This is a genomic window from Jiella sonneratiae, assembly GCF_017353515.1.
In the GTDB taxonomy this organism is placed as follows: Bacteria; Pseudomonadota; Alphaproteobacteria; order Rhizobiales; family Rhizobiaceae; genus Jiella; species Jiella sonneratiae.
Genome location: NZ_JAFMPY010000023.1, coordinates 24,046 through 40,622, shown reverse-complemented (window position 1 = coordinate 40,622; position 16,577 = coordinate 24,046). Strand labels below are relative to the sequence as shown.

The window sequence follows — 16,577 nt, the reverse complement described above, 5'->3', positions numbered from 1 at the left end:
CCCGTCCGCAGATCGGCCATGGCCGGCCGGAAGTCAATCAAATGGCGAATCGGGAAAGGCCGGCCACGGCGGCCTTGCGCTCGTCCGGCGGCTGTGGCGATGATGCCAAGAGGTTGATGCCGGCCGGGTTTCCGGCGCCGAACGCCGAAAGGGCGCTCCTTGCACAGCGGTCTCGTCGCCCTCGTGGCGGTCGTCTATCTGCTGCTTCTCTTCGCCGTCGCCTGGTGGGGCGACCGGCGCGCCGCACGGCGCCCGGCGGAGGCGAGCCGGCCGGCGGTCTACGCGCTGTCGCTCGCGGTCTACTGCACCTCCTGGACGTTCCTCGGCTCGGTCGGCGCCGCGGCGCGGGACGGCTTCGCGTTTCTCGCGATCTATCTCGGCCCGATCCTCGTCTTCCTCTTCGCGCCGGGTTTCATCGAGCGGATCGTGCGCCACGCCAAGGCCGAGAAGATCACCACGGTCGCCGACTTCATCGGCTCGCGCTACGGCAAGAGCCCGCAAGTCGCCGCGCTCGCCACCGTCATCGCGCTGATCGGGACGGTCCCCTACATCTCGCTGCAGCTCAAGGCGATCTCGACCAGCGTCGCGACGCTGGTGTTCCACTACCGGCCCGATCTGCACGTCCCGCCGATCTTCGGCGACCTCGCGCTGCTGATCGCGACGGTGCTCGGCCTCTTCGCCATCCTCTTCGGCACCCGCCATGCCGACGCCACCGAGCATCAGGACGGCCTCGTCCTCGCCGTGGCGACGGAGTCCGTCATCAAGCTCGCCGCCTTCTGCGTCGTCGGCGTCTGGGCGACCTTCTTCCTCTTCGAACCCGCCGACCTCTGGCGCGCGGCGGCCGCCAGCCCGGCGGTCCGCTCCGCCTTCGAGACCCCGATCGGCGGTTCCTTCCTGGCGAGCGTCGGCCTGTCCGCCCTCGCCGTCCTGCTGCTGCCGCGGCAGTTCCACATGACCGTCGTGGAGAACCGCACGCGGCGCGAGATCCGCCGGGCACGCTGGCTGTTTCCGCTCTATCTCGTGGCGATCAACGTCTTCGTGATCCCGATCGCCGTCGCCGGAATGCTGCGTCTCGGGCCGCAATTCGACGCCGACCTCTACGTCATCGCCCTGCCGCTGTCGGCCGGCGCGGAGTTTCTCGGCGTCGTCGCCTTCGTCGGCGGACTTTCGGCGGCCACCGCCATGGTCATCGTCGCCAGCGTCGCGCTGTCGATCATGATCTCCAACGACCTCGTGCTGCCCGTGCTGCTGAAGCGCCGCGGCCGCGCTGCCGGCAGCCCGGGCGACGAGACACGGCTGATCCTCAAGGTGCGGCGCTCGGCGATCCTCGTCATCGTCCTGTTCGGCTACGGCTACTACCGCTTCGCCGGGGACGGCTCGGGCCTCGCCTCCATCGGCCTGCTCTCCTTCGCGGCGATCGCGCAGCTGGCGCCGGCGCTGTTCGCCGGCCTCTACTGGAAACGCGCCAATGCGCGGGGCGCGCTGATCGGCCTTGCCGCAGGCATCACCGTCTGGGCCATGACGCTGCTTCTGCCCGCCCTCGGCCTTGCCGCGCCGCCGCTCGCCTCGCTGACCGGCGCCGACGGCGCGCCGGCGATCGATCCGCTGCTTCTCGGCGTCGTCCTCAGCCTCTCCGTCAACCTTTCGGCCGTCGTCCTCGGCTCGCTGAGCCGGCCGCCGAAGCCGCTGGAGAAGATCCAGGGCGCGGTCTTCACCGGCCGGGACGGCTTTCCGGCAGGTTCCGGCCGGCGCGCCCGGGCCGACGTGCGGGTCGGCGACCTCAAGGCGACGATCGCGCGCTATCTCGGCGCCCAGCGCGCCGACCGCGCCTTCGCGGGCTTTGCCCGCGGCAACGACGGCACGGCGGACCTCGACGACGCCGCCGTCGCCGACGCCGCCACCGTCAACTTCTCCGAACAGCTCCTCGCCTCGGCGATCGGCTCGGCCTCCTCGCGGCTGGTGCTGTCGCTGCTGTTCGAGCGGCATTCGGATTCCAGCCGCACCGCGCTGCAGCTCCTCGACGACGCATCGGAAGCGCTGCAGTACAACCGCGACCTCCTGCGCATCGCGCTCGATCAGGTGGACCAGGGACTGGCGATCTTCGACGGCGACTTCCGCCTGACCTTCTGGAACCGCCAGTTCCGCGACCTGATCGGGCTTCCCGCAGAGTTCGGCCAGGTCGGAACGCCGCTGACCGCGGTGTTCGACCACCTCCTGCGCGACGGCGAGATCGACGCTTCGGAATACGAGGCCGGCTTCGACCAGCTCACCCGGCCGCCGGCGGAGCGCCAGATCGCCCTCGCCCGATCCGAGCGCACCCTCGAACTGCGCGTCAACACCATGCCGGACGGCGGCATCGTGGCGACCGTCTCGGACATGACCGAGCGGGTGCGCCGGGCGGCGGCGCTGCGCGAGATCAACGAGACGCTGGAAGAACGCGTCCGCCGCCGGACCGCCGAACTGACGGCGGCGAACCGCGACCTCGCCGAGGCGCGCCGCGCCGCGGAGGCGGCCAACCTGTCGAAGACCCGGTTCCTCGCCGCCGCCGGTCACGACATCCTGCAGCCGCTCAACGCCGCGCGCCTCTACGTCTCGGCCCTCGAACAGCGGCACGGCCGCTCGCCGGCCGCCGAACTGGCCGGCCATATCGGCTCGTCCCTGGAGGCGGTCGAGGCGATCATCGGCGCGGTGCTCGACATCTCCCGCCTCGACGCCGGCGGGATGGAAGCCAAGCTCTCCGAGTTCCGTCTCGAGCCGCTGCTCAGACAGATCGAGACCGACATGCGGCCCCTTGCCGAGGAAAAGGGCCTGTCGCTGCGCTTCGTGGGCACGAGCGTCACCGTCCGCTCCGATCGCCATCTCCTGCGGCGGCTGGTGCAGAACCTCGTCTCCAACGCGGTGAAATACACGCGGCAGGGCAAGATCGTCGTCGGGGTGCGCCGCCGCGCCTCCGGCCGGGTGGAGATCGAGGTCGCCGACAGCGGCATCGGTATCCCGGACGACCAGCTGCAGAGCATCTACGAGGAGTTCGTGCGCCTCGACGAAGGCACCCGCGCCGCATCGGGCCTCGGCCTCGGCCTCTCGATCGTCGACCGGATCGCCCGGGTGCTCGACCATCCGCTGTCGGCGCGCTCGCGCCACGGCCGCGGCACCTCCTTCCGCGTCGCGCTGCCGCTCGCCACCGGAGCGGCGGAGGCGGCGCTTCCCGCCGCCGCCCCGCGCTTCCAGCCCGGCCTCTCCGTCGCCGGCACGAAGGTGCTGTGCATCGACAACGACGCCGCGATCCGCGACGGAATGAAGACGCTCCTGTCCGGATGGGGCTGTCACGTCGAGGCCTTCAACGCGCCTTCAGAGGCCCTGCAGGCCCTTTCGGCGGGCGGCTTCAGGCCGGACGTCGCCCTCGTCGACTATCACCTCGACCGCGGCGACGACGGGATCAGGGCGATCGGCGACCTGCGGCTTCGGCTGGGCGACGGGCTGCCCGCGATCCTCGTCACCGCCGACCGTTCGGCGAAGCTGCGCGACGACGCGGCAGTGCTCGGGGTGCAGGTGCTGACCAAGCCGGTGAAGCCAGCCTCCCTCAGGGCGGCGATGGCGAGCCTGCTGCAGAGACGCGAGGCGGCGGAATAGCGGCCGACAGGCGCCGGGGTCCACGCCGGCCGGTGCCGCCCGCCCTCTGCCTCTTCCGCCCTGCGCCCGCCTCCCCCGGCGTGGCCGCTCGTTCCATGCCGGGTCCGCGCTTCGTTGCACCGGCTCATGCAACGAGGCATTGGAAACGCCTCTTGGTTCCAAATCTGGATTTTCACCAAGCCGTAGGCTCCGCATTGACAATCCGGATGTGTTCAACGGGCGGACGCGCCGGCGTCTTCGCCCGTCGTTATCAGTTCGCGAGGCCGCGCTGCGGATCGATGCCGAGCTTGGCGAGCCGGATCACCGCCTGCGTGCGGCTGTCGACGCCGAGCTTCAGGAGCACCGCCGAGACGTGCGCCTTGATGGTCGGCTCGGAGACGCCGAGTTCGTAGGCGATCTGCTTGTTGAGGAGTCCGCGTCCGAGCATCGCCAGGACGCGGGTCTGCTGCGGCGTGAGGCTGCGCATCCGTTCGATGAGTTCGCTGACCTCCGGGTCGCCCGGCGCGTCGAGCGACAGGTTCGGCGGCAGCCAGACGTCGCCCCTGAGCAGCGTCTCGATCGCCGAGCGGATCTCGTCGAAGCCGGCCGACTTCGGGATGAAGCCCGAGGCGCCGAGATCGAGCGCGCGGGCGACGATCAGGCTGTCCTCGCTCGCCGAGACGATCGCGATCGGCACCGAGGGATGCTCGGCGCGCAAAAGGGCGAGGCCGGACAGGCCGCTCGTCCCGGGCATCGCGAGGTCGAGCAGCAGCAGGTCGGCGTCGCCGTGGCGGTCGAGGGCCGCCGCCGCCTCGCCGAAGTCCGCCGCCTCGACGATCTCCGCCCCGCCGGGCAGCGAGCGCAGGATCTCCTTCAGCGCTCCGCGAAACAGCGGGTGGTCGTCGGCGACGATGAAAAGCGGTCGCATGTCTGGTCGTGCTCTGTCGGGCGCGTCGTCTCGCGACAGCTTTAGCGTATCCTGGCCCTTTGCCAAGCTGCCGGGCGCCGGCCGGTCCAATGCGCCGCGACCCGCCCGGCGGGGCGGCGACACGGCGGTGCCCGGCGTCACGCCCGCTCGGGCTGAGGGATCGGCATCATCGCGATGGGAACGCGAAAGTGCAGATAGCGCGCGTCGAACTCGCCCAGTCGGGCGAGGCCCCGCCAGTCGCGGATGGTCATCCGCGACCGCTCGCGCTCGACGAGGCCGGCGATTCGCAAGTCGCGGAGGACGCGGTTCACGGTGACGACCGTCAGGCCGAGCGCATCGGCGAGTTCGTGCTGGGTCAGCGGCAGACGATAGACGCCTTCGGGCGCGAGACCGACGGCGCGCATGCGCATGGCGATCTCGCACAGGAGATGCGCGGTGCGCGAAAGGCCCGACAGGCGCCCGAGGCCGACGATCCACTCGCGGAAGATCGCCCCGTCGATCAGCGTCTCGCGCCAGAGCGCGGCCGCGACGTTCGGCCGCCGCATGCAGAGGTTCCACACGGCGTCATGCGAGATGAAGCCGATCAGGCTCCGCGTCGTCGCCGCGAAGCTGTGGTCCATGTAGCACATGTGCAGGCTGTGGAGGTCCGGGATGTCGCCGGAGACGTGGAAGGCGATGATCTGCCGCTTGCCTTCGAGCGTGTGGCGATAGCGATAGGTGAAACCGTCGATCAGGATGCAGCACTGGGTGACGGTCTGGCCCTCCGACACGATGTCGATGCCCGCGTCGAACTCCCTGGTTGTCACCGGGAGCTGCATCAGCGCCGCCTCGTCTTCGTCGTCGATCTCGGCCACCAGCCTCAACCGCCTCAAGAGAATCTTGTGGGCAGTCTTGTCCAATCGCTCCTCCAGCTCGCATTCAGATCGCCGGATCCCGACGACCGCAACGGCAGTCTTCGGGCCGGCCGGCCTGTGGATTCGGCGCCCCGCCGATCCGCGACTGGAATGTTAATAACCGCATTTTCCCAGACAGGCCAAGGCCTTTGCCGATTTGCGGCGTTCGCATTCGCAAAGGTCGGGCCCGGACCGGCGCGGCACCGGCCGTCTGCGACGCCTGCCGGCAACTTCGCCATCGGCCGCCCGCGCCGTGCCCATCCCCATGTTCTTTCACGCCTTCAGCCGCAGGGACACATGCGCGACGTCGGTGATGTCCGCCGTCGCCTCCGGCGAAAAGCCGAGGTCGCGGGAGAGCTTCAGCATGCCGACGTTCTCGCGCAGGATCTCGCCGTAGATGCGCGACAGCCCACGGGCACGCGCATGATCGAGGATCGCCGACATCAGCGTGTAGCCGAGGCCGCGCCCCTTCATGTCGGAGCGCACGAGGACGGCGAATTCGGCGGCCTCGTTCTCGGGATCTGCGACGATGCGCACCACGCCGTAGATCGGGCCCTCCCCGTAGGCGGCCGACGGGCCGACGGCGATCAGCGCCATCTCGCGGTCGTAGTCGATCTGGGTGAAGCGCGCCGCCGTCTCGTGCGGGAAGGCCTTCATCGGCGCCATGAAGCGGAGCCTCAGATCCTCCGGCTCGCAGGCCATGACCATTGCGGCGAGCGGCGCTTCGTCCTCCGGCCGGATGGGTCGCAGGCGGAAGACGGTGCCGTCGCGCAGGGTGATGTCCCGCTCGAGTTCGCGCGGATAGGGGCGGATGGCGGGTGCGGGACCGGCGCCGCCGGCGGAGGCGCCGACGGCGATGCGGGCGTCGAGCGCGATCACGCCGTTCTCGTCGGCGACCAGAGGATTGATGTCGAGTTCGCGCACCCGCGGCAGCAGCACCGAGAGTTCCGACAGCCGCACCAGCGTGTCGGTCAGCCGCTCCATGTCGACCGGCGGTACGTCGCGGAAACCCTGCAGGAGCTTGGCGACCGCCGTCCGCTCGATCGTCTGCCGGGCCAGCGCCGAGTTCAGGGGCGGCAGGCCGACGGCCCGGTCGCCGATGATCTCGGCCTCCTTGCCGCCGCGGCCGAAGAGGATCACCGGCCCGAAGGTCGGGTCGCGGGCGATGCCGGCGATCAGCTCGTGGCCGTCGCTGCGCCGGACCATCGGCTGGACGGTGAAACCGTCGATGCGGGCGCCCGGCCGGGCCTGCCCGACCGCCGCGATCATCGTCTCGGCGGCGTCGAGCATCGCCGCGGCCGAGGGAATGTCGAGCCGCACGCCGCCGACGTCCGACTTGTGGGTGATGTCGGGCGAGACGATCTTCAGGACGCCCGCGCCGCCGAGGGTCGAGCACGCTCGCGCTGCCGCCTCCGGCGTTTCGACGAAATGCGTCGGCACCGTCGGAATGCCGAAGAGGCGGAGGATCTCCTTCGCCTCCCACTCGCTGAGCGTCGTCCGGTCGTCGGCGATCGCGCCGTCGATGACCCGGTTGGCGTCGGCGACCTCCTGCGCACGGATGATGACGCCGGCGGCCGGCGTCTCCATCAGCATCGCCTGGTTGCGCCGGTAGTCGAGGAGGTGGGTGAAGGCGCGAACCGCGTCCTCCGGGCTCTCGAAGCTCGGGATCCGCTCCCGGGCGAGTTCGGCGCGCACCGGCCCGGCGGTGATACCGCCGAGCCAGTTGGCGAGTACCGGAAAGCGCGGATGGGCCTTGGCGACGCCGACGACTGCCTTTGCCGCCGCCATATTGTCGGCGACCGCCGTCGGACAGTTGATGACCAGCACCGCGTCGCCGGCGCGGTCGGAAACGAGGATGTCGAGGGCCGCGCGATAGCGCTCCGGCGTCGCGTCGCCGATGATGTCGACCGGGTTGCCGCGCGACCAGGTGGGCGGCAGAACCGCGTCGAGGCGCGCGCGCGTCGCTTCGCTTATCTCGGCGAGCCGGCCGCCGAGCGACTCCAGCCAGTCGACGGCGAGGACGCCGGCGCCGCCGCCATTGGTCAGGATCGCCAGCCGGTCGCCGCCGATGCGGATGCCGGTGCTCAGCATCGCCGCCGCCTCGAACAGATCCTCAAGCGCCGCGACCCGAAGGACGCCGGCGCGCCGGAAAGCGGCGTCGTAGACGAGGTCGGATCCCGCCATCGCGCCGGTGTGCGACTGCGCCGCCCGCGCCCCCTCGGCGCTGCGGCCGGACTTGATGACCAGCACCGGCTTGGCGCGGGAGGCCACCCGCGCGGCCGACATGAACTTCTTGGCGAAGGTGATGTTCTCGACATAGAGCAGCACGGCGCGCGTGTGGCGGTCGGTCGACAGGAAGTCGAGCAGGTCGCCGAAGTCGGCGTCGCTCATGTCGCCGAGCGAGACGACGTGCGAGAAGCCGATCCGGCGCTCGGCCGCCCAGTCGAGGATCGCGGTGGCGATCGCCCCGGACTGGCTGACGAGGGCGATGTCGCCGGGCGCCGGCATCAGATGCGAGAAGCTCGCATTGACTCCGGCCGGCGTCGAGATCAGGCCGAGGCAGTTCGGGCCGACGATGCGCATCAGATGCGGCCACGCGTGGTCGAGCATCTCCTGCGACAGCGGCTTGCCGGTCCGGCCGGGCCTGCTCAGACCGGCGCTGATGACGACCGCCGCGCGGCAGCCCCTTTCGCCGAGCTCGGCGACGACGCCCGGTACCGCGGCGGCCGGTGTCGCCACGATCGCAAGCTCCGGGCATTGCGGCAGCCGGTCGATGCGGTTGGCGACCGGCTGGCCCTCGATCGTCGTCTCGTGCGGGTTTACCAGCATCACCGGGCCGACGAAGCCACCGGCAAGGAGGTTCCGGGCGATCACGTTGCCGACCGAGCCGGGCTTGTTGCTCGCGCCGATCAGGGCGATCGAGCGGGGGCGGAACAGGGCGTCGAAGTTCCGGATGCTCATGGCGATCCCTTCCTCTCCGACGGGCCCTCCCCGCCCGCCTCGCGTCGATGTCGGTCGCCTCCCCGTGGTGCCCGGGCGAAAAGACCGTCAGAGCTGGCCTTCCCGCGCCGGAGATGATCGGTGATCGCCCTCAGTGGGCCATCAGCATCGGCAGGGCGGCATGGCGGATCAGTTCCCGCGTCACACCGCCGAGAAGATATTCCCTCAGCCGCGAATGCCCATAGGCGCCGGCGACCAAAAGCTCCGCGCCGACCGCTTCGGCCTCCTTGAGCAGGCCTTCCGCCGGGCTCTTCCAGGCGGCGATCTCGCGGATCTCCAGCGCCACGCCGTGGCGTGCGAGATGGCGGCCCATGTCGTTCATCGGCTCGAGGCCGCGCTGCTCGGCCGCGCCCTCCTCGGCAACGCTCGCGAGGATCACCTGGTCGGCCCGCTTCAGGAACGGCAGCGCCGCGGCGATCGCCCGGGCGCATTCCGGCGTGTCGCGGAAGGCGACGAACACCGTGGCGGGAACCGCGTTCAGCTCGGCGGCGGAAGGCGGCACCAGAAGCACCGGCGCGCGCGCCTCGAACAGGATCGCCTCGAACAGCGACATGTCCTTGGCCTGCGTCACCGACTGCTGCGACTGGACGACGACGTCGACGAGGCCGCTCTGGCGGGCGACCGCGTAGGCGAGTTCGCCGAGCGTTCCGTCGGAGCGCCGCAGTTCCCACGGGACGGCGACCCGCTCGAGACGCCGGCGCAGGGCCGCCTCCAGCTTGTCGCCGACCGCTTCGCCCTGCCGGGCGAACTCCGCGGCGAGCACCTCCGACCCGGGAGCGGTCGCGAGGATCGGAACCGGGATGTGGTTGAGGAGGTGACAGTCGAGATGCGCACCGAAGCCGCTCGCGAGCGTCTCGGCATAGGCGATCGCCGGCTCGTCAGCGTCTCCGCCGGCCAGGAACACCGCGAAATCGGCGATGGCGGCCGCCGGCGCATGCGTCCGCGCTTCCGTCTCAAGGTTGGCTTCGCTTCGCATGGCCATGACCGCATCTCCCGTGATCGTGTTCGCCGGAGGACTTAGCAGGTCCATGCGACGCTCCGTCTTGATCGAAGTCAAGCGTGCGTTTCGGCGCGCGGTTCGGCCGCCGGGCACCAGCCAGGAAACCGGCGCCGTCGCCCCGCCTCGCCACCATTGCCCGCGCCGGGTGCTGGCGGCAGACGGCGGCGAGGCCTTGGCATCCGTGGCACGATCCGGCACTTCTTGCGGGTCTTCGCGGGTCGGTCGTTCCGTCGCATCGCCATCGACCGCCCGAACGCACCCGCATCGAAGAAGGATCGAATCGTTGCATCTTCTGTTCAGGGCTCTCGGCCTGATCGTCCTTGCCGTCGGCATCGTCTTTGCGGTCGGCGACATCGCCCGTTCGCTCGCCGACGAAGCGACGCAGCTCGTCACCATCGACGAGGCCCTCACCTCCATGGGGCTCGTCCTCCAGAGCGCCGCCCCCGGCAGTCGCACGATCGCCGTGGTCGGCACGTGGTCGATGTCGCTCACCTGCGGCGCGATCGGCTTCGTTCTCCTGCTCCTCGGCCACCGCGGCCGACGTCGGGTCCGCAGCCTTCGCCGCACACCCTGATCGGGCGGCCGGGCCGCGCGGCTTGAACGAGACGGCTGTGCGCCCGACATTGAGGCGCGAGGGATCGTCGCCGGCGCGGGAGGCATCCGCCGCGACAGGCTCCGCCGCCCGCCGGTCCGACCTGCTCCCGAAGGAGGTTCCATGTACATTCTCGACATGTTTTCCAAGAAGATGAAGCTGCCGGCAGCCGGCGAGGCCCTGCCGGGACGCAGCCAGGCGATCCCGACCGCCTCGGAGCATTTCGTGCTCCACCAGCCGTTGAAGGGTCCGTTCCCCGACGGTCTGGAAACGGCGATGTTCGGCATGGGCTGCTTCTGGGGTGTCGAGCGCAAGTTCTGGCAGGCCAAGGGGGTTTTCGTCACCGCCGTCGGCTATGCGGCGGGCGTCACGCCCAATCCCACCTATCAGGAGGTCTGCACCGGCCAGACCGGGCACAACGAGGTCGTGCTCGTCGTCTACGACCCGAAGGTGATCTCCTATGACGGGCTGCTGAAGCTTTTCTGGGAAGGCCACGACCCGACCCAGGGCATGCGCCAGGGCAACGACATGGGCACCCAGTACCGCTCCGGCATCTACACCTCTTCCGATGCGCAGGCCGAAGCCGCACAGGCCTCGAAGCAGCGCTACCAGGCGGCCCTCGCAAAGGCCGGCCACAAGGGCACGATCACCACCGAAATCCTGCCGGCGCCGGAATTCTACTACGCCGAGGACTACCACCAGCAGTATCTCGCGAAGAATCCCGGCGGCTACTGCGGCGTCGGCGGCACCGGCATCTCCTGCCCCGTCGGCGTGGAGAACGTCCCGGCCGCCTGACCGGGCGAAACGGATCCGTCTCATCGGGTCGGGCGAAGGCTGAGGCTTTCCCCGGCCCGTTTTTTCGACGGCTGCAATTTCACTTCAAACGCGGCGGCTGCCGTGCCACTGTCACCGGCGGCGCGGGGTCTGCCGCCGCCCGCCGTCGGGCGCAGGCGAGGCTCCACCTCGCGACGCGAAACCCCGCGAGCTCTCTCGCCAACAGGGACCGAGACATCGATGAGACACTTCCTGGCCGGACTACTCGCCGCCACCCTCCTGTCAGCCACCGCCGCTTCGGCCGCGGACTTCAAGCCGGCGATCCTCTACGATCTCGGCGGCAAGTTCGACAAATCCTTCAACGAAGGCGCGTATAACGGCGCCGAGAAGTTCAAGAAGGACACCGGAACGGACTATCGCGAGTTCGAGATCGTCAACGACGCCCAGCGCGAGCAGGCGCTGCGCCGCTTCGCCCGCGACGGCGCAAGCCCGATCATCTCGGTCGGCTTCAGCCAGGCCGCGGCGCTCGAGGCCGTCGCCAAGGAATATCCCGACACGCAGTTCGCGATCATCGACGCGGTGGTCGACCTGCCGAACGTCCGCTCGATCCTCTTCAAGGAGGAAGAGGGCTCCTATCTTGTCGGCGTGCTCGCGGCGATGAAGTCCGACGACCACGAGGTGGGCTTCGTCGGCGGCATGGACATCCCGCTGATCTCGAAATTCGGCTGCGGCTACAAGGGCGGCGTGAAGTCTGTGGCGAAGGACGCCACCGTCTACGAGAACATGACCGGGACGACGGGTGCTGCCTGGAACGATCCGGTGCGCGGCGGCGAACTCGCCAAGGCGCAGATCGACAAGGGCGCCGACGTCATCTTCCATGCCGCCGGCGGCACCGGCATCGGCGTGCTGCAGGCGGCGGCCGACGCCGGCAAATACGGCATCGGCGTCGATTCGAACCAGGACGCGCTGTTCCCCGGCCACGTGTTGACCTCGATGGTCAAGCGCGTCGACAACGCCGTCTATGACGCGTTCGAGGATGCCAAGGAAGGCAAGTGGACGTCGGGCGTCGTCACCCTCGGTCTGAAGGAGGACGGGGTCGGCTATACCCTCGACGAATACAACAAGGACCTGATCACCGACGAGATGAAGCAGGCGGCGGAAACCGCCAAACAGGACATCATCTCCGGCAAGATCAAGGTCCACGACTACACGACCGATTCGAGCTGCCCCTACTGAGGAGCGGCGGCCGGCGGCCGAAAGGCCCCGGTCGGTTCCGCCTGATGTGGCGCGCAGAGCGTCCGGAATTGCGGCGACTCGATCGCGTTTCGGGATAGGGTTTCAGGGCGCTCCCGTCCGATTTCGAGGCGCCGCCGGCAGGTCCGGCGGCGCCTTTTTCGCGCGTCCGGGGCGCCCCGGCGGCGGGGCGGCAGGATCGGCGCCCCCCCAGCCCCGCAGGTCCGCAGGTCCGCAGGTCCGCAGACGCGCCGCCCTGCAACGCCAGACCTTTCGGCCGGGTTTTTCATTCCGTCTGACTATTTCTCCTACAACGATTCGACGCGCCTCAGTCGAAACGAGGTTGCGCTCGCCACGAATATCCCTCTACTCTCCGATCATCGATGTCGAAGCCGGGAGGAGACGCGCTTCGAATCGTTGTAAAGGGAGGCGATATTGGCGAAGCAACACATTGATCGCAGGGCGTTTCTCGGCCGATCCGTTCTGGCCGGAGGAACAGTTGCGGCAACGCTTGCAGCACCGCACGTGGCGCGCGCTGCCGGCGAGACGACCACCTGGCGGGTCCAGACGTCCTGGCCCGGCGGCATCGGGCTGCAGACCTTCAAGGAATGGTGCGGGAGCATCAAGGAGAAGACCTCCGGCCAGCTGGAATTCACGCCCTTCGGCGCGAACGACGTGGTCGGCGACTTCCAGCTCTTCGACGCGGTGAAGAACGGCGTGCTCGAAGCCGTCAATCCGTTCACGATCTATGCGCAGGGCATCATCCCGGCGGCCGTCTTCCTGACCTCCTATCCCCTCGGCCTGAGGAATCCGCACGAGTTCGACACCTTCTACTACGGCCTCGGCGGCCTCGAGATAGCCCGCGAGCTCTATGCCGCGCAGGGCATGCACTTCGTCGGCCCGATCCAGCACGACGCCAACATCATCCACTCCAAGGTCCCGATCCGCTCGATCGACGATTTCCGCGATCGCAAGATGCGGCTGCCCGGCGGCATGGTCGCCGAGGTGTTCCAGGCGCTCGGCGCCAAGACCACCGTCCTGCCCGGCTCGGAGATCTTCCCGGCGCTGGAAAAGGGCACGATCGACGTCGCCGACTATACCGGCCCGGCGGTGAACTACGCCCTCGGCTTCAGCCAGGTGACCAAATACATCTCGATGGGCCCTCCCGGCTTTATGTCGCTCTACCAGCCGGTCGACCTGATGGACCTGACGGTGGGCATGGACGCCTGGAACAAGCTGTCGCCCGAGATGAAGCAGTTCGTCGAGATGGAGACGCACGTCTATTCCGACATGCACCATGCGGCGATCCAGAAGGCCAATCAGGAGGCCTGGAAGAAGTTCGAGGCCGACGGCACCGAGGTGACCCGCCTGACCCAGGACGACGTCGCGCTGATGACCGAGGTCGCGGTGCCGATTTGGTTCAACTGGGCGAACAAGGACAAGAATGCCGCCCGGATCTTCAAGATCCAGCTCGACTACATGCAGTCCGGGTCGTTGGGCTATGTCGAGCCGAGCCTGCTCGAGGGGCTGGAGCTGACCAACCTCTGACCGGCAGGCGACTGCGAGTGACCGATCCGGCGCGCCGGCCGCGCGCCATGCTCCAGAAGCGGGCCCTCCCGTTTCAGCCGGAGCATGGAAGACTGCCGGCGCGCATCTTCCGGGCAGGACCTGCCCGCCTCTTCCCACCCAGGACAGACCCCGATGCCGAGCCTGACCTTCGTACTGCCGCACTGGCTGTACTGGGCGATGCTCGTCGCCTTCCCCGTCGTCGCGATGATCATGGCGCGGCGCGGGCGAGGCGGCGGCAGACGCCTCTACTCCCTTCCCCTCGCCTATTTCGTCCTCGTCACCGGCGGGATGCTGGGGCTGCATCGGTTCTACCTGAAGAGCATCCTGTGGGGCCTTCTGTTCCTGCCGCTCTTCGGCGCGATCCTCTTCGCCAACGCGCATCAGCGCGAGGCCCGCGCGGACTATTCCAACGCCACCAACATCGTGCGCGTCTCGAAGGGCACGATCGAGCGGGAGGAGCCGCGGCTCGCCGAGGCCGACAGGTCGCTCGCCGACCTTCGGAGCCAGGTGGCGGCGGCCGAAGAGGGCTCGTTCACCAAGAAGGCGGCCGAACGGCGGCTGCAGCGCGAGGAGCGCCGCCTCGCCGGCGCCCGCGACCGGGTGGAGGCCGCCCGCGCCGACCTTGCCGAACAGCAGGCGATCGCCGACCGGGCGGGCGGCGACCGGGCGTTCTGGGAGACCGTCGCCTTCGTCGCCTTCGCCGCGATCCTCGTCCTGATGGCGATCGACGCCCTCCTGCTGCCGGTGCTGGTGCGCCGCGCCAATGCGCGGCTGGCGGACAAGGCCGGGGAGGACGAGGAACCGCTGCCGGAACTCTCCGGCGAGTTCCTCAAGGACCGCGCCACCGTCTCCTCCGGCTGGGCCGGCTGGATCGACAGGCTGTCGTTCTACTCCGGCGAATTCGTCTCCTACTGGGCGGTCATCGCCGTCTTCGTCTACTATTACGAAGTCGTCGCGCGATACGTCTTCAACTCGCCCACCAACTGGGCCCACGAGGGCATGTATCTCATGTTCGGGATGCAGTACCTGATCATGGGCGCCTATGCGATGCTGACCGAGAGCCACGTGCGCGTCGACGTCTTCTACGCGCCGCTGTCGCCACGGCGGAAAGCCCTCGCCGACATCCTGACGGTGGTGTTCTTCTTCATCTTCGCCGGCGTGCTTCTCGTCACCGGCTGGATCTTCGCGGCCGACGCGACGCGGGTCGACGAGGTCTCCTTCACCGAGTGGCAGCTCGCCTACTGGCCGTTCAAATGGGCGATCGTCGTCGGCGCCTTTCTCATTCTCCTCCAGGGCGTCGCCAAGCTCGTCCAGGACTTCCGCACCCTGGCGACCGGGGTCCCCAGCTCTCCCGGAAAGGCCTGACCGATGGGTCTCGAAATCGAAATCGGCTGGCTGACGCTGATCATGTTCGGCAGCCTCTTGCTGCTTCTGATGGCCGGCCTGCCGCTCGCCTTCGTCACCGGCGGGCTCGCCTGCGTCTTCCTGTTCGTTCTCGGCGACTGGCAGACGCTGAACATCGTGCCGTCGCGCATCTTCCCGCTGATGACCAACTACCAGCTCTCGGCAATCCCGCTGTTCATCTTCATGGCGGCGATGCTGGAACGGGCCGGCATCATCAACGACATGTTCGACGTCATCTACAAGGTGCTCGGCGGCGTGAAGGGCGGGCTCGCGGCCGCCACCATCATCGCCTCGACGGTGCTCGCCGCGATGGTCGGCGTCATCGGCGCGGCGGTGGTGACGATGGGCATCATCGCGCTCCCCGCCATGCTGAAGCGGCACTACAATCCCGAGATCGCCATGGGCTCGATCATGGCCGGCGGCACGCTCGGCATCCTGATCCCGCCGTCGATCCTCGCGATCATCTACGCGGTCGTCGCCGAACAGTCGGTGGGCGAACTCTTCATCGGCGCGGTGTTTCCGGGCCTCCTCCTTTCCGGCCTCTACGTCCTCTACGTCGTCGCCCGCTCCTACATCAATCCGGAGCTCGGGCCGCCGGCGCCGCCGGAAGAGCGCATCTCGTTCCGCGAAAAGGTGCGGGTGATGTCGAAGATGTCGGCGCCGATCGCGCTGATCGTCGTCGTCCTCGGCGTCATCTTCTCCGGCGTCGCGACGCCCGTCGAGGCGGCCGGCATCGGCACCTTCGGCGCCTTCATCGTCGCGGCGATCCACAGGAAGCTCGACTGGCCGACGGTGCAGGGCGCCTGCCTCACCACCCTCAAGGCCACCGCCATGGTCATCTGGATCATGTTCGGCGCGACGATCTTCGTCGGCCTCTACGTCCTCGAAGGCGGCCAGCAGTTCGTCGCCGGCGCCATGCAGGGCATGGGTCTCGGGCCGTGGGGCATCCTGATCTTCATGCAGCTGATCCTGATCTTCCTCGGCATGTTCCTCGACTGGGTCGGCATCCTGCTCCTCTGCGTGCCGATCTTCGTGCCGATCATCAAGCAGCTCGGCGCGGCGAGCTTCGGTCTCGACGGGCCGGACGAGCTGGTGCTGTGGTTCGGCGTCCTCTATCTCGTCAACATGCAGATGAGCTTCCTGTCGCCGCCCTTCGGCTATGCGCTGTTCTATCTGAGGGGCGTCGCCCCGCCGGAAATCCCGATGACCCGCATCTTCAAGGCGGCGATCCCCTTCCTGCTGATCCAGCTCACCGGCCTCGTCCTCTGCATGGTCTTCCCCGAGATCATCACCTGGCTGCCCGAGGCGGTGTACGGCTAGGACGGCGGCCGTATCGTCCCGCCCCTCTACCCTCGCGCCGGGAGCGCCCGCCGCAGGCAGCGCGTCGGGAAGAGGCCTTCCGCCTTTTGGCGGCGGGCCTTTTGGGCGATGGACGCGCGAACACCGCCCCGCCGGCGGGAAGCCGCGAAGGGATGGAGCGTCGTTTCGCCCGCCTCGCTCCTGTCGGCGGGCGGCGGGATGCCGGAGGCAGACCCTCCGAACTTTTGTTTCTACGGTCCGCCTCCGGCATCCCGC

At 68.9% G+C, this 16,577-nt stretch carries 11 protein-coding genes; 7 read left to right on the top strand and 4 right to left on the bottom strand.

The features are described 5' to 3' along the window. Window positions 1-159: 159 nt before the first annotated feature. The gene (locus J1C47_RS18350; protein ID WP_207352242.1) at window positions 160-3,630 is read left to right on the top strand and encodes a hybrid sensor histidine kinase/response regulator; all 3,471 of its coding nucleotides are present in this window, start codon (window positions 160-162) and stop codon (window positions 3,628-3,630) included. Window positions 3,631-3,880: 250 nt separating this feature from the next. Here the strand turns inward: J1C47_RS18350 and J1C47_RS18345 are convergent, their stop codons facing one another. From J1C47_RS18345 to J1C47_RS18330, 4 genes are all read right to left on the bottom strand, one after another. Next, window positions 3,881-4,537 carry a response regulator transcription factor gene (locus tag J1C47_RS18345; RefSeq protein ID WP_207352241.1) on the bottom strand — a complete coding sequence of 219 codons (657 nt, stop codon included), beginning with the start codon at window positions 4,535-4,537 and terminating at the stop codon, window positions 3,881-3,883. A 137-nt stretch (window positions 4,538-4,674) separates the two neighbouring features. Next, window positions 4,675-5,436: a Crp/Fnr family transcriptional regulator gene (locus J1C47_RS18340; protein ID WP_245396659.1), complete on the bottom strand. Its 762-nt coding sequence runs from the start codon at window positions 5,434-5,436 to the stop codon at window positions 4,675-4,677. A gap of 267 nt (window positions 5,437-5,703) precedes the next feature. Further along, complete coding sequence (locus J1C47_RS18335) at window positions 5,704-8,391, bottom strand: bifunctional acetate--CoA ligase family protein/GNAT family N-acetyltransferase (protein ID WP_207352240.1); 2,688 nt, start codon at window positions 8,389-8,391, stop codon at window positions 5,704-5,706. Window positions 8,392-8,521: 130 nt separating this feature from the next. After that, window positions 8,522-9,412: a universal stress protein gene (locus tag J1C47_RS18330; RefSeq protein ID WP_207352239.1), complete on the bottom strand. Its 891-nt coding sequence runs from the start codon at window positions 9,410-9,412 to the stop codon at window positions 8,522-8,524. Window positions 9,413-9,713: 301 nt separating this feature from the next. Between J1C47_RS18330 and J1C47_RS18325 the strand changes: the two genes are divergently transcribed. The 6 genes from J1C47_RS18325 (at window position 9,714) to J1C47_RS18300 (ending at window position 16,322) form a co-directional block, all read left to right on the top strand. Further along, on the top strand, window positions 9,714-10,004 hold the full coding sequence (locus J1C47_RS18325; protein ID WP_207352238.1) for a hypothetical protein: 291 nt from the start codon (window positions 9,714-9,716) through the stop codon (window positions 10,002-10,004). A 141-nt stretch (window positions 10,005-10,145) separates the two neighbouring features. After that, the gene (gene msrA / locus J1C47_RS18320) at window positions 10,146-10,817 is read left to right on the top strand and encodes a peptide-methionine (S)-S-oxide reductase MsrA (protein WP_207352237.1); all 672 of its coding nucleotides are present in this window, start codon (window positions 10,146-10,148) and stop codon (window positions 10,815-10,817) included. 219 nt (window positions 10,818-11,036) lie between these two features. After that, entirely contained in the window at window positions 11,037-12,032 is a 996-nt protein-coding gene (locus J1C47_RS18315) for a BMP family lipoprotein (protein WP_207352236.1), read from the top strand. 522 nt (window positions 12,033-12,554) lie between these two features. Further along, the gene (gene dctP, locus J1C47_RS18310; RefSeq protein ID WP_342592012.1) at window positions 12,555-13,577 is read left to right on the top strand and encodes a TRAP transporter substrate-binding protein DctP; all 1,023 of its coding nucleotides are present in this window, start codon (window positions 12,555-12,557) and stop codon (window positions 13,575-13,577) included. 153 nt (window positions 13,578-13,730) lie between these two features. Beyond that, window positions 13,731-14,963, top strand: coding sequence for a TRAP transporter small permease subunit (locus tag J1C47_RS18305; RefSeq protein WP_207352235.1), 1,233 nt, complete (start codon window positions 13,731-13,733; stop codon window positions 14,961-14,963). A gap of 3 nt (window positions 14,964-14,966) precedes the next feature. Then, entirely contained in the window at window positions 14,967-16,322 is a 1,356-nt protein-coding gene (locus J1C47_RS18300; RefSeq protein ID WP_207352234.1) for a TRAP transporter large permease, read from the top strand. Window positions 16,323-16,577 lie beyond the last annotated feature (255 nt).

What these genes read in the sequence shown, in the direction of transcription:
- J1C47_RS18330 (WP_207352239.1), bottom strand. Translation starts at nt 9,412, where the DNA reads ATGGCCATGCGAAGCGAAGCCAACCTTGAGACGGAAGCGCGGACGCAT.
- msrA (WP_207352237.1), top strand. Translation starts at nt 10,146, where the DNA reads ATGTACATTCTCGACATGTTTTCCAAGAAGATGAAGCTGCCGGCAGCC.
- J1C47_RS18335 (WP_207352240.1), bottom strand. Translation starts at nt 8,391, where the DNA reads ATGAGCATCCGGAACTTCGACGCCCTGTTCCGCCCCCGCTCGATCGCC.
- J1C47_RS18345 (WP_207352241.1), bottom strand. Translation starts at nt 4,537, where the DNA reads ATGCGACCGCTTTTCATCGTCGCCGACGACCACCCGCTGTTTCGCGGA.
- J1C47_RS18305 (WP_207352235.1), top strand. Translation starts at nt 13,731, where the DNA reads ATGCCGAGCCTGACCTTCGTACTGCCGCACTGGCTGTACTGGGCGATG.
- J1C47_RS18300 (WP_207352234.1), top strand. Translation starts at nt 14,967, where the DNA reads ATGGGTCTCGAAATCGAAATCGGCTGGCTGACGCTGATCATGTTCGGC.
- J1C47_RS18315 (WP_207352236.1), top strand. Translation starts at nt 11,037, where the DNA reads ATGAGACACTTCCTGGCCGGACTACTCGCCGCCACCCTCCTGTCAGCC.